Genomic DNA, 12,722 nt, shown 5'->3' on the forward strand with positions numbered 1-12,722 from the left:
CTCCGGCGGCCCGCGCGCTTAGATTGTGGGCGTGACGACGGAACCGGCCATCCCGGGCGACGTGCCGGGCGGCGAACAGCTCGATGCCGTGCTGCAGGCCGTCAGCTCGGCCGTGCTCGCCGTCACGCGGCACCTGTCGGTCCGCGAGGTGCTCCAGGTCATCGTGCGCTCGGCCCGCGCTCTGCTCGGCGCGCGGTACGCCGCTCTGGGCGTGCCCGACGATGACGGCGCGTTCGCGGAGTTCGTCGCCGAGGGCGTCAGCGACAAGCAGTGGGAGGCCATCGGCCCGCTCCCGCGCCAGCACGGCATGCTGGCCGCGATGCTCAAGGACGCCTCGCCGGTGCGGCTGCCCGACATCCGCGAGGATTCGAGGTTCGAGTGGTGGCCGAGCGCCCATCCGGTGCTCAAGGACTTCATCGGGGTGCCGATCCGCGACGGCGACCTGGTGCTCGGCATCATCTTCCTGGCCGACAAGCGCACGCCGGGCGGGTTCACGAGCCAGGACGAGGATCTGCTCACGCTGTTCGCCGCGCACGCGGCGATCGCGCTGACCAACGCCCGCCTGTACGAGCGGAGCCGCGAGCTGACGGTCGTCGAGGAGCGCACGCGCATGGCCCGCGAGCTGCACGACGCCGTGACCCAGAAGCTGTTCTCGCTGCGCCTCACGGCCCAGGCCGCGAGCTCCCTGGTGCGAGCCGATCCCGAGCGGGCGGCGGCCGAGATCGGCCGGGTGCAGCGGCTGGCGGGGGAGGCTCTCACCGAGCTGCGGGCCGCGATCGTCGAGCTGCGCCCGGCCGAGCTCGGCCGCCACGGGCTGGCCGAGACGCTGCGCAAGCACGTGGCCGTGCTCGACCGCCTCCACCCCGTCGCGATCACCTTCGCGTCCCGCGCCCTCGGCGACCTGCCGCCCGAGGCGGAGATGACCGTGCTGCGCGTCGCCCAGGAAGCCCTGCACAACGCCCTCAGGCACGCGGACGCCTCGTCCATCGAGGTGTGCCTCGAAGTGGAGGGAAGGCGCGTCCAGCTGGACGTCAGGGACGACGGGCGCGGTTTCCCGGACGGCGCGCCGGCCTCCCGGGGCCTTGGACTGGTGTCGATGAGAGACCGGGCCGAGTCGGTGGGCGGAACGCTGACGGTGACGTCGGAGCCGGGCGAGGGGACCTTCGTCCGGCTGGAGGTGCCGACGTGAGCCCGGCCGGCGCGGGGACGGCGATGATCAGGGTGCTCATCGCGGACGACCATCCCGTCGTGCGCCAGGGCCTGCGCACGTTCCTCGACCTCCAGGACGATCTGGAGGTCGTCGGGGAGGCCGCGAACGGGGCCGAGGCGGTGGACATGGCAGGGGCCCTCGCGCCGGACGTGCTGCTGCTGGACCTGAAGATGCCCGTGCTGGACGGCCTCGGCGCCCTGCGCGAGATGTCCGCGCTCGGGGTGAGCGTGCGCGCGATCGTGCTGACCTCGGTGAGCGACAAGGAGGACGTGGCGCCCGCGATGCGCGGCGGGGCCTCGGGCTTCCTGTACAAGGACGTCGAGCCGGCCGCCCTCGTGCAGGCCATCCGCTCGGTGCACGGCGGCCAGGTGGTGCTGGCGCCCGACGCGGCCGAGGCCGTGCTGTCAGCGCCGTGCGGCGGAGCCGGCGAGCCCGCCGCGGGGCCCGGGTCGATCGCCGTGCTCACCGACCGCGAGCGGGAGGTGCTCGAGCTGATCGCCTCCGGCCGGTCCAACAGAGAGATCGCCAGGCGGCTCGTCGTGGCCGAGAAGACCGTCAAGACCCACGTCTCGAACGTGCTGATGAAGCTCGGCGTGCAGGACCGCACGCAGGCGGCGCTGTACGCCGTCCGTCACGGCCTGGCCTGAGCGTCGTCCCGCACGTTCCTGGCCTCGATGATGGCGTTGTGAGCGGCCACGCGGGCGCGCCGGACGGCCCGGTCGAGGTCGCGCAGCGCCTGGCCGCGCACGGCGACCTGCTCGGCCGTGAGCCCTCGCTCGTCGGCCAGGCGCAGCACCGAGGCCAGCCGGGCCGTCAGGGCGGCCACCCGGTGGGCGCGGGCGGGATAGCCGGGGGCGAGGCCGTCGTCGGCCGTCCTGATCGACGGCTGGCCTCTGCCGGGGCCGTCGACCCTCGTGAGGGCGTCGGTGGCCGCGCGCATGGCGGAGGTCAGCGCGTGCTCGGCCTCCGCGAGGCCGGGGACGTCCGGCGGGGTGGGCTCGGCCTCCATGACGGTCCAGCGGACGCCTTCGTACGAAGACCCGCGGCGGTCGGGCCCGGGGATCAGGCCGAGGCACCGGCCAGGGAACACGGCGGTGGCGGCCTGCCCGGCCTCGACGGCGGCCATGGTGAACGAGGGCGGCCCGGTCAGCCCGAGGGGGTCGCCGGCCGCGGGCAGGGACAGGCGCAGGGCGCCGACTCCCTCCACGCGCAGGTCGGCGAGGAACCCCCGGAGAGAGACTTCGGTCACTTCGCTCGCCACCACCTGGGGTCCCGCAGCGCGCTCGAGCCGGTCGACAGCCTCGTCCAGGCCGACATGTCCGGCAAGCCAAGCGTTGCCCCATGCGACCAAGGTGGCGGAGATCGGTGAATCGGGGTGCACCGATCCACGATATGCGCTGATGCTGCAATAGGTTTGGTCCGGAGGGACACTGGGCGGACCGACTCGCCCGGTGAAGCCGGGGCGCTCCCGATGAACGGGGCGCTCCGGACGATCATGTCAGGAGGTATCCGGGATGGGTGGTCAGGTGCTTCGGCTCCAGGACGTCGCCGTCCGCAGAGATGGCGCGGCCCTGCTGCGGGGCATCGACTGGACCGTCGAGGAGGACGAGCGCTGGGTGGTCATCGGCCCGAACGGCGCGGGGAAGACGACACTGCTCCAGGTCGCGGCGGCGCTCCTGTACCCGAGCGAAGGCTCGGTCGAGATCCTCGGCGAGCGGATGGGCCAGACCGACGTCTTCGACCTGCGCCCGCGCATCGGCCTCGCCAGCGCGGCGCTCGCCGAGCGGGTGCCCCCGGAGGAGAAGGTCATCGACCTGGTGCTCACCGCCTCCTACGCGATCCTCGGCCGGTGGAACGAAGAGTACGACTCCGGTGACGTCACGCGCGCCGTCGAGCTCATCGACCAGCTCGGCTGCGCCCACCTGATCCGCAGGAAGTTCGGCACGCTCTCGGAGGGCGAGCGCAAGCGCGTGCAGATCGCCCGCGCCCTCATGCCCGACCCCGAGCTGCTGCTGCTGGACGAGCCCGCCGCCGGCCTCGACCTCGGCGGCCGCGAAGATCTCGTGCGCCGGCTGTCCGCGCTGGCCCACGACGCCGCCGCTCCGACGATGGTGCTGGTCACCCACCACGTGGAGGAGGTGCCGAGCGGGTTCACCCATGTGCTGCTGCTGCGGCACGGCTCGGTGGTCGCCCAGGGCCCGATCGAGTACGTCATGACCGCGGACAACCTGTCCCGCACGTTCGGCGTGCCGCTGAGCCTCGAGCGCAGCATGGACGGCCGCTGGTACGCCCGCGCGCTGCCGGGCTGACCGGGCGAACGGGGATATGGCGAACGCGCCTGGGCGATTTGTGATCGATATCGATCGCCCTGCGCGGATGACGGACGCGTAAAGGGAAAACCAAATAGCATTCCGGCGGGGGGCTCATCGGTTTCTTCGGGTCGGAGTTGGCTCATGACACAGCTCGTCGTCGCCATGGTCGTGGTAGCCGTCGCTGGGTTCGCGTTATATCGGACCATCCGCATCGTCCCCCAGGCGCAGGCGTTCATCATTGAGAGACTGGGGCGCTACCACCGCACCCTGACCCCGGGCCTGAACATCGTCGTGCCGTTCATCGACGGGGTGAAGACCATGGTCGACCTGCGCGAACAGGTGGTGTCCTTCCCGCCGCAGCCGGTGATCACCTCCGACAACCTGGTCGTGTCGATCGACACCGTCATCTACTTCCAGGTGACCGACCCGAGGGCCGCCACCTACGAGATCGCCAACTTCCTCACCGGAGTCGAGCAGCTCACCGTCACCACCCTGCGCAACGTGGTCGGCGGCATGGACCTCGAGCGCACGCTGACCTCCCGCGAAGAGATCAACTCCGAGCTGCGCGGCGTGCTGGACGAGGCCACCGGCAAATGGGGCATCCGGGTCAACCGCGTCGAGTTGAAGGCCATCGACCCGCCGGCGTCCATCCAGGACTCGATGGAGAAGCAGATGCGGGCCGACCGCGACAAGCGCGCCTCCATCCTGTCCGCCGAGGGCCAGAAGCAGTCGGCGATCCTGACCGCCGAGGGCGAGCGCCAGGCCGCGGTCCTGAAGGCCCGCGGCGAGGCGGAGGCCGCCGTGCTGCGCGCCCAGGCCGACGCCGAGGCGCAGGCCATGCGCGCCAAGGGCCAGGCCGACGCCATCGCGATGGTGTTCCGCGCCATCCACGAGGGCAATCCCGACCAGCAGTTGCTCGCCTACCAGTACCTGCAGACGCTCCCCGAGATCGCCAAGGGCGACGCCAACAAGGTGTGGATCATCCCGTCCGAGATGGGCAGGGTGCTGGAAGGCCTGGGTGGGCTGTTCACCCCGCCCAGGGACGGTTCGGCCAACCGCAACTCGGCCCGCGAGGCACACTGACCTCTCAGGTCCCAGGCCTTCCCGCGGCGCGGTGAGGAGCGCGCGGTGAGCCCCCGGCGCGGGGTGGGTACGGTTGCCGCCTAACATCGGGCGGAGCCGTACGAAAGGTGGGGTCTTGACACCGTCTGAGGTCGTCGCGGTCCTCGCGGCCGGGGTCGCGGCCGGGGGCATCAACGCCGTCGTCGGGTCGGGTTCGCTGATCACCTTCCCGACGCTGCTGGCGCTGGGCTATCCGCCGATCGTCGCCAACGTGTCCAACAATGTCGGGCTCGTGGCCGGCGGTGTGACGGGCGTGCTCGGGTACCGTGACGAGCTCAAGGGCCAGCGGCGGCGGCTGATGCGGCTCGGCGTGGCCTCGGTGTTCGGTTCGCTGGTGGGCGCCCTGCTGCTGCTCCAGTTGCCCGCCAGGGCCTTCCAGGTGATCGTTCCCGTGCTGATCGCGCTCGCCTGCGTGCTGGTCGTGGTCCAGCCCAGGCTGAACGCCTGGCTGTCCGAGCGGCAGGGCGAGCCTCACCCGGACGGCGGGCCGTGGCTGTGGCTGGGCGTCTTCGGCGCCGGCGTCTACGGCGGGTATTTCGGCGCCGCGCAGGGCGTGGTGCTGATCGGGCTGCTCGGCACCTTCCTCGAAGAGCAGCTGCAACGGGTGAACGCGGCGAAGAACATGCTGTCGCTGCTGGTCAACTCCACGGCGGCCGTCGTGTTCGTGCTGATCGCGCCGGTCGACTGGTGGGCGGCTCTGCTGGTGGCACTGGGCTCCACGCTCGGGGGCTTCCTCGGCGCGCGGGTGGGCCGCCGGCTGCCGGCCCGGGTGCTGCGCGGCGTGATCGTCTGCGTGGGAATCGTGGCGATTGTCAAACTGGTGTACGGGTAATCGTTCGCATAAGTGGGTATTTACCTGGACATGAAGGGTGACCGGGTCGAGATCGTCATAGACGCGGGCGGCACTCCGCGCACGTACGAGGTCGTGGCCACGAAGGCCGGCCGCCGCGTCGACGTCGAGACCCGCAGAGGGCTCGTCGAGGTCAGCGAAGTGACCAGGAGCGGCACGCCGGTGCGCACCGCCCGCTTCATGGCCAGCCGCATCCTGGCGCTCGTCGAGCACCCGGCCGCCGACCGGGAGAAGGACTGAGCCCGCCCGCCGCGCGGCTCAGATCACCTGGCGCGGTCGCACCTGGACGATGCCGTCGCCCCGGACGTTGACCTCGAACGAGGGCTGGGGCGCGGTCGCCGGGCCGTGCACCACCCCGCCGTCCTCCAGGCGGAACGTGCTGCCGTGCCAGGGGCACACGACGCAGGCCTCGTCGTCCTCGAGGATGAGCCGCCCCTGGTGCAGCGGGCCCGCCAGGTGCGAGCAGCGGTCGGCGAGGACCTTGACGTCGGTGCCGTGGCGCAGCACGAACAGATGGATGTAGCCGAGACGGCGGGTCACCGGCCGCCCGTCGGGCAGGTCCCACAGCCGGCACAGGTCGTGCCAGCCGAGCGGCACCAGGTGGGTGGTCTGCTCGGCGTGGCTCGGCCCGGCGGCCATGCGGTAGGCCAGGTGCCCGCCGAGGTTCCCGCCGATGCCCGCCGCGCCCAGACCGGCGAAGGCGAGCGCCCGCGCGGCCTGGTGCCTGCCGGCCAGCCGCAGCAGCAACGACCCTGAGTACAGGCCGAGCGCCGCCATGTTGACCAGCACGTGGACGAGCCCGACCCGCTGCTGCTCCAGGTGCAGCACCGACCAGTCGGTCAACCCGGCGGCGGCGGCCGGGATCGCCGCGGCGATCCCGGTGGCGAGGACGGCCTCAGAGGCGCGGGGGTCCACGTCGATGACGTCGAGCACCGCCGTGGCCGTGAAACAGCCGAGGCTGACCGTGGCCAGTGGAGGATGAAGAGGATGGCCGGTGGGCACGCCGTGCAGAAGGTCTCTGACCGGGCTGCCGAGCGGCAGCCTGCGCCGGATCAGCTTGGCCAGCGGGACGACGACGCGGTCGAGAGATCTCATGTGCTCGATGCGATCGGTGACCCCCACCGGCAGTGACATGCGTGCCAGGCTCAGGGATTCCCGGATCGTGCGACGTCGTGAGTTGATGGACTTAGACGTTTCCTCCACTTTCGCCCCCTCTCGCCCTAGGGAGGACCTACCCCCCTTGGGCCACAGAGAACACCGCGGAGGCGGCTACGCCCGGACGCGGGCCAGATGGCCGCGCACGGCCGACAGTTCGATGATCTCTGTGGCGTAGTCGCCGAGGGCCTGTGACCCCTCGCGGATGATCTCGACCTTCTCCATCACCTGATCCACCGTGACGCCGTGGCGCACCCAGCTGCCGCCCTCGTTGTGATGGTTGGCCATCATCGGGGCGAGCCGGTCGAGCGCCTTGGCGAAGCGGGCCTCGGGAGTGCGGCGCTCCTCGAACTCGTCCCACAGGGCGCGCAGGGCGGCGGTCTGGTCGGCGGGCAGCAGCCCGAAGATGCGGTCGGCCGCGGCCCGCTCGGCCTTCTCCTGCACCTCGACCGCCGTCAGGTCGTACACGAAGGTGTCGCCGGCGTCGATCTCGACGATGTCGTGCACGAGCAGCATGGCGGTGACCCGGTCGAGGTCGGCGCCGGGCGGCGCGTACTCGGCGAAGACCATGGCCAGCATGCCGAGATACCACGAATGCTCGGCGTCGTTCTCCCGGCGGGAGCCGTCCATCAAGGTGTTGCGGCGCAGCACGCGCTTCAGTTTGTCGATTTCGACCGCGAAACCGACCTGGGCCAGCAGACGTTCCTTATCGGGCACGGTGGTCACGCGCCACAGCCTATTACCGGCGACGCCCCGATTGCCCCAGACCCGCGCCTTCCCACTCTGCCTCCAGCGGATCAGACGGGCTTCAGGGTGACCGGCACGCCGTTGAGCACCGCGTTCCCCGACAACGGGTCGACGATCGACTCGTCGGTCAGGGTGTTCGCGCTCACCCCGGCGTGCTTGGCGGCGACCAGCTGCGAGGTGCCCGCGTGGCCCCACCCGTGCGGGAGGCTCACCACCCCGCGCATGATCGTGTCGGTCGGTTCTATCTGGACGGTCAGCTCGCCCACCGCCGACCGGATCACCGCCTGCCCGGCGAGCCCCAGGGCGGCGACGTCCTGCGGGTTGATCTGCAGCGTGCAGCGGTTGCTGCCGCCGACCAGCGGTTCGACGTTGTGCATCCAGCTGTTGTTGGAGCGCAGGTGCCGCCGCCCGATGAGCACGAAGCCCTCCTCCCGCCTGCCGAGCGCCTCGCGCAGCCGCGCGACGTCCGAGACGATCGCCTTCGGGGCCAGCTCGACGACGCCGGACGCCGTGGCGAGGACGCCCGGCAGACGCGGCTCCAGCGGCCCGAGATCGATGCCGTGCGGAGACTCCAGCAACCGCGCCAGTGACAGGCCCTGCGCGCCATCCCCATGCGGCTCGAGGCCGCCCCAATCGCCGTAGGGGCCGAGACGCAGCATCGCGTCCAGGCGCAGCTCGGCGCCGGTGGCGCCGGTGAGCATCGCCCGCAGCTCGGCCGGGTCGCGTCCCTCGACGGGCGACCCTGGCCTGTCCACCGCCTTGCGGAGCGTCTGGTCCAGGATCAGCTCGTCCAGCAGCGCGGGATCGGCGCCCGCGCCCTGCCCGGAGGCGATCATGGCCAGCCGGGCGAAGATCTCCGCCTCGGACGGGCGTCCCGGCTCCAGCGGCAGCACCGGCGGCGAGTAGCGCACGTAGTTGCGCACCGCGAAGTTCAGCAGCAGGAAGTCGAAGTGGCCCGACTGCAGGACGCGGGGCGGCGGCAGGATCACGTGCGCGTGGCGCGTCGTCTCGTTGAGGTAGGGGTCGATGCTGACCATGAACTCAAGGCCGGCGAGCGCCCGGTCGAGCCGCGCGCCGTTCGGCGCCGACAGCACGGGGTTGCCCGCGATCGAGACCAGCGCGCGGACGCGGTCCTCGCCGGGCGTCTCGATCTCGTCGGCCAGCGTCGCCACGGGCAGCTCGCCGTTGGCCTCGGGCAGGCCGCGCACGCGGCTGTGCCAGCGGCCGGTCGCGTACGGCCTGCGCCGCCGCGGGCCCTCGGTCGCCGAACGGGGGAACATGGCTCCGCCGGGCCGGTCGAGGCCGCCGGTCAGCACGTTCACCACGTCGACCAGCCATTGGGCCAGCGTGCCGAACTCGACGGTGCAGGTGCCGATGCGTCCGTAGACGGCGGCGGCGGGCGCGTCGGCCAGCTCGCGCGCCAGCCGGACGATCACCTCCGGCGGCACGCCGCAGGCCGCGGCGCACGCCTCGGGGGTGAAGGCCGCCAGCGCCGCCTCCACCTCGGCGAGTCCGTTCACCGGGACGCGGACGCCGGCGAGGCCCTCGGCGAAGAGGGTGTGGGCGATGCCGGCCAGCAGGAACGCGTCGGCGCCGGGGCGGATGAACACGTGCTCGTCCGCCAGCGCGGCGGTGCGCGTGCGGCGCGGGTCGACGACCACGAGCCGGCCGCCGCGGCGGCGCAGCGCCTTGAGCCGGCCGGGGAAGTCGGGCGCGGTGCACAGCGAGCCGTTGGACTCCAGCGGGTTGGCGCCGAGCATGAGCAGGTAGCCGGTGCGGTCCAGGTCGGGCACCGGGATCCTCATCGGGTCGCCGAACATCAGCCCCGCCGCCACATGCTTGGGCATCTGGTCGACCGTGCCCGCCGAGTACACCTGCCGGGTGCCGATCGCCCGGATCAACGGCGCTCCGTACAGTGCCCCCGCCATCGTGTGCGCGTTCGGATTGCCGAGGTAGACCGCCCGCGCCGGGCCGGGCACGGCCGCGAGTCCTCGCTCGGCGACGGAGAACGCCTCCTCCCACCCGACCTCGCGCCACTCGGCGCCCTCACGGACCAGCGGGCGGCTCAGCCGGTCGGGATCCTCGTCCAGGCGCCCGAGACTGGCCCCCTTGGGACAGATGAACCCCTTGCTGAACGGATCGGCGTCGTCGCCGCGCACGGAGGTCACCCTGCCGTCGCCGTCCAGGGCGATCGACAGGCCGCACACGGCCTCACAGAGCGGACAGGTTCGGTGCGGCATGACGAGCCTCCTGAGTTCGAGGACCGAACCCATCATTACCGCTCCGAGTGCGATCAAGGAAGTGCCCGGGCGGCCCCCTCTGCCGCCCGGGTACGTCATGGGCCTCGGCCCGCGTCCCGGCCCCCTGCTCGCGCGTGCCGCGGGCCCGCGGACCGGGTTCGCGGGGCTGCTCCGCGGACCGGCTTCGCGGAGCAGCTCCGTGGACCGGGTTCGCGGGCTTGCTCCGCGGGCCGTCGGCGCCTGTGGTTCCGCGTGCTCACCGCCCGGCGGTTCTGTGCCAGGCGAAGGCCTCCTCCCGTCGCCCGTCCAGCAGGTCGTCCCAGGGGTCGTCCCCGCGCCGCCCGCCGAAGTCGTCTTGGCGCGGCTCCTCGGTGGGCTCGCCCAGCGGCGGCCAGACGGACGGGTCGGACAGGAGGCGGTCCATGCCGACCGGAGCTCCGACCGGCCGCGGGTGACGGCGCACGATCTCCACCGTGACGAGGGTGGACCACTTGTGGTGCCGGGCCACCCGCGCGGTCACCGCCCCGCAGGCCGAGGCCAGCTCACCGGCGAACGCCTCGAACGTCTCCGCGCAGATCCCCACCCGGCACAGGATGAGCGCCTTCTCGCCCGCCCGTGTCGGGGTGATCCACAGGATCAGCGGGACGCGGCCCCGCGCGGTGTGCAGGGGCGCGTCCAGGAACAGCCGTTGCATGCGATGGCGGGAGTAGACGCACCGCAGGTGCGCCATGATGCGCCCGCGCCCGGCCCTGACCGTCACCGGCGCCGCGACCGCGCCGGTGACCAGCCCGAACCCCCACCAGCCGTGTGCGGCGTACGCGAGCACGCCCAGCGTCAGGACGCCGGCCGCCGCCATGATCTCGCTGCGCCGCCGCCACAGCATCGTGAGGCCGGAGGGGCGGCCGGCCGGCGGGTACGGCCCGGCGGCGTGCCGGTTGTGCCGCGGGTTCCGCGCGTCCACGCGATCACCGCCCCTTCGTCGTACGAACGGGCCCAACCGGCTCACGCCGGGCGTCCAGCGACTCGTCCGAGGCGCGCAGGCGGTCGAACCGGGGATCGCGGTAGCGCCGGGCGCCGAACCCCGTTCGGGTGACCGTCCACCCCCGCGCGTGGGCACGCTTGTCCTGCTCCGCGCAGAGGGATTGGTCGGCCCGATCGGCCAGGCCGGCTAAGAAATCCTTGATTTGCGACAATGGCTTGATAACGTGGAAAGTCATTGAGACTCCCGATCCATGGCTTGAGACGGAGCTCTCGTTCAGCCGGGTCGCAGGTGGCAGCCTACGGCCCGGCTTTGATTCGCCCGGCAGGGCGTGTTTCCCCCGAAGATCAGACAGTGACGTTCCGGCTTTCTCGTTACCGGCCTCCTCCCCGTGGCCGCCGGGCCGCCTCCACACCGCCGCGGGATCCACCGGCGAATGGCCGTGAGATCACCGCTGCCGCCGGACCGATCTCTCTCACGGTCATTCGGCGCCCCCTTCCCGATCATCATTCGGGAAACCTTCTCCCTAAATGCTCTCTCATCGGATATTGCCGTGCAAGGCCAGATGAAACAAAATCTGAAAGTGTCTTTCTGAGATGCTGTGCAATGCAGCGTGCAAGTTGCACTAGGATGGACGGTGCCTGGTGGGGGGCCGCGACTCTCGCGTCCGCCACCTGACGTCTCGACGAGGAGGCCGGGTTGCCTGACCGTGGTAGTCCAACTCTGCGTCGCCAACGGCTCGGCCGGGAACTTCGGCGCTTACGAGAAGGCGCTGACATGATCGGCGACGACGTGGCGGCGCGGCTGGGCTGGTCGGCGGCGAAGGTGAGCCGCGTCGAGACCGCCAAGACGTTCCCCACGCCGAAGGACGTCGAGGATCTACTGGAGCTGTACAGGGCCGATCGTGCTGTACGGCAGCAGTTGCTGGACCTTCGCCGGGGTGCCGCCCAGAAGGGGTGGTGGGAGGAATATCGCGCCGCGTTGCCGCCGACGGCTATGGCTCTCATGGATCGGGAGGCGGAGGCGACGCTGGCTCGCAACTGGGAACCACAGGTGATCCCTGGGCTCTTGCAGACGGCGAACTATTCGCGCGCGCTCATGGCGGCCATGCAGCCGATCGTGCAGATTCCGCACAGTTACATCGATCAACGGGTCGAGGCCCGTATGGCGCGCCAGCAGTACCTGCTGCACGGCTCACGCCCGCTCTCCTTCATGGCGGTCATCGACGAGTCGGTGCTACGCCGCCAATTCGGTGACGCCAAGGTGATGCGGGAGCAGCTCGATCATCTCGTCGAGATCGCAGATCTTGAACATGTCGAGATGAGGATTCTGACCCAGGAGACCCCGCCTCCGACGCCCACGGGTCCGTTTCTCCATCTGAAGTTTCCGGACTTCCCAGACGTGGTGTACCTGGAAGAGTTCTTCGGAGCACGGTTCGTCGAGGACGCCGAGCAGGTGTTCGCCTACGAACGGGCCTTCCAGCACCTTCTGTCCATCTCGCTCGACGAGGCGATGTCGCAGCAGCTGATTCGCTCCATTTCGGAACGCTGGCAGTAGCGCGAACGCTTCATCGGGGGGCGGCGGGATGCCGGCTTCAGGCCGTGAAAGGGAACATGATGGAAAATATCGACAGCCGTATCGGGGAGTGGCGCAAGAGCTCCTACAGCGCCAACGGCAACTGCGTCGAGACGGCGATCGATCGCGCCGGCCGAACCTACCTGCGGGACAGCAAGAATCTCGGCCCGATGATCAGCGTTTCGGCTCGGGAATTCGCGGCTCTCTGCGTGTTCTTGGCGAGAGAGGCCGACCGGTAAGATCGTCATAACCTTGCGCCTCGGGCAATCCACCTCCATGATGAAAAATGCTCCTATGCTGTCGTCTGGGGTGGAGGTCACTAATGTCCGTTACGGACAGCGGGTGCGGGGTGTGGCGGAAAAGCTCCTACAGTACCAACGGTAATTGTGTGGAAGTCGCGTCCAGTGCCAATCCGTGGGTCCTTGTGCGCGACAGCAAAGACACCGGCCGTCCCGCCATCCGCGTCGGCGGGCCCGCCTGGCGCGCGTTCCTGAACACCTACCAGGGCGCCTGACGCCTCGAAGGTCCATGG

The 12,722-nt window shown here is 70.9% G+C and carries 15 protein-coding genes; 9 read left to right on the plus strand and 6 right to left on the minus strand.

From position 1 onward, the window contains the following. Positions 1-31 precede the first annotated feature (31 nt). Together ACFO60_RS03300 and ACFO60_RS03305 are read left to right on the plus strand one after the other, a co-directional pair. Positions 32-1,189 (plus strand): GAF domain-containing sensor histidine kinase, encoded by a 1,158-nt coding sequence (locus tag ACFO60_RS03300; protein WP_380836630.1) that lies wholly within the window; start codon positions 32-34, stop codon positions 1,187-1,189. A 23-nt stretch (positions 1,190-1,212) separates the two neighbouring features. Then, on the plus strand, positions 1,213-1,857 hold the full coding sequence (locus ACFO60_RS03305) for a response regulator (RefSeq protein WP_380838070.1): 645 nt from the start codon (positions 1,213-1,215) through the stop codon (positions 1,855-1,857). Here ACFO60_RS03305 and ACFO60_RS03310 read toward each other — a convergent pair. Then, positions 1,842-2,459 (minus strand): hypothetical protein, encoded by a 618-nt coding sequence (locus ACFO60_RS03310; RefSeq protein ID WP_380836633.1) that lies wholly within the window; start codon positions 2,457-2,459, stop codon positions 1,842-1,844. The two genes, ACFO60_RS03305 and ACFO60_RS03310, sit on opposite strands and share 16 nt — an antisense overlap. Before the next feature lie 265 nt (positions 2,460-2,724). Between ACFO60_RS03310 and ACFO60_RS03315 the strand changes: the two genes are divergently transcribed. The 4 genes from ACFO60_RS03315 (at position 2,725) to ACFO60_RS03330 (ending at position 5,734) form a co-directional block, all read left to right on the plus strand. Beyond that, complete coding sequence (locus ACFO60_RS03315; RefSeq protein WP_380836636.1) at positions 2,725-3,519, plus strand: ABC transporter ATP-binding protein; 795 nt, start codon at positions 2,725-2,727, stop codon at positions 3,517-3,519. Between the two features lie 144 nt (positions 3,520-3,663). After that, positions 3,664-4,605, plus strand: a complete 942-nt coding sequence (locus ACFO60_RS03320; RefSeq protein WP_380836639.1) for an SPFH domain-containing protein — start codon at positions 3,664-3,666, stop codon at positions 4,603-4,605. Between the two features lie 115 nt (positions 4,606-4,720). Then, on the plus strand, positions 4,721-5,476 hold the full coding sequence (locus ACFO60_RS03325) for a sulfite exporter TauE/SafE family protein (RefSeq protein WP_380836641.1): 756 nt from the start codon (positions 4,721-4,723) through the stop codon (positions 5,474-5,476). Between the two features lie 12 nt (positions 5,477-5,488). Further along, positions 5,489-5,734 carry a hypothetical protein gene (locus ACFO60_RS03330; RefSeq protein WP_380836643.1) on the plus strand — a complete coding sequence of 82 codons (246 nt, stop codon included), beginning with the start codon at positions 5,489-5,491 and terminating at the stop codon, positions 5,732-5,734. An 18-nt stretch (positions 5,735-5,752) separates the two neighbouring features. On the opposite strand, the gene ACFO60_RS03335 is transcribed toward ACFO60_RS03330, so the two are convergent. From ACFO60_RS03335 to ACFO60_RS03355, 5 genes are all read right to left on the minus strand, one after another. Further along, on the minus strand, positions 5,753-6,628 hold the full coding sequence (locus ACFO60_RS03335; protein WP_380836646.1) for a Rieske (2Fe-2S) protein: 876 nt from the start codon (positions 6,626-6,628) through the stop codon (positions 5,753-5,755). Between the two features lie 135 nt (positions 6,629-6,763). Further along, positions 6,764-7,375 (minus strand): HD domain-containing protein, encoded by a 612-nt coding sequence (locus ACFO60_RS03340; RefSeq protein ID WP_380836648.1) that lies wholly within the window; start codon positions 7,373-7,375, stop codon positions 6,764-6,766. A gap of 71 nt (positions 7,376-7,446) precedes the next feature. Further along, the gene (locus ACFO60_RS03345; protein WP_380836651.1) at positions 7,447-9,636 is read right to left on the minus strand and encodes a molybdopterin-dependent oxidoreductase; all 2,190 of its coding nucleotides are present in this window, start codon (positions 9,634-9,636) and stop codon (positions 7,447-7,449) included. Positions 9,637-9,892: 256 nt separating this feature from the next. Further along, on the minus strand, positions 9,893-10,597 hold the full coding sequence (locus ACFO60_RS03350; RefSeq protein WP_380836654.1) for a hypothetical protein: 705 nt from the start codon (positions 10,595-10,597) through the stop codon (positions 9,893-9,895). A 4-nt stretch (positions 10,598-10,601) separates the two neighbouring features. Next, complete coding sequence (locus ACFO60_RS03355; RefSeq protein WP_380836657.1) at positions 10,602-10,853, minus strand: hypothetical protein; 252 nt, start codon at positions 10,851-10,853, stop codon at positions 10,602-10,604. Positions 10,854-11,314: 461 nt separating this feature from the next. Here ACFO60_RS03355 and ACFO60_RS03360 point away from each other — a divergent pair, with 461 nt between their 5' ends. The 3 genes from ACFO60_RS03360 (at position 11,315) to ACFO60_RS03370 (ending at position 12,704) form a co-directional block, all read left to right on the plus strand. Further along, positions 11,315-12,172, plus strand: coding sequence for a helix-turn-helix domain-containing protein (locus ACFO60_RS03360; protein ID WP_380836660.1), 858 nt, complete (start codon positions 11,315-11,317; stop codon positions 12,170-12,172). Between the two features lie 44 nt (positions 12,173-12,216). After that, complete coding sequence (locus ACFO60_RS03365; RefSeq protein WP_380836663.1) at positions 12,217-12,429, plus strand: DUF397 domain-containing protein; 213 nt, start codon at positions 12,217-12,219, stop codon at positions 12,427-12,429. Between the two features lie 83 nt (positions 12,430-12,512). Beyond that, a complete protein-coding gene (locus tag ACFO60_RS03370; RefSeq protein WP_380836666.1) occupies positions 12,513-12,704 on the plus strand; it encodes a DUF397 domain-containing protein in 192 nt (63 codons plus the stop codon). Positions 12,705-12,722: the final 18 nt, after the last annotated feature.

Origin of the sequence: Sphaerisporangium dianthi (assembly GCF_042654065.1) — a bacterium.
GTDB lineage: Bacteria > Actinomycetota > Actinomycetes > Streptosporangiales > Streptosporangiaceae > Sphaerisporangium > Sphaerisporangium dianthi.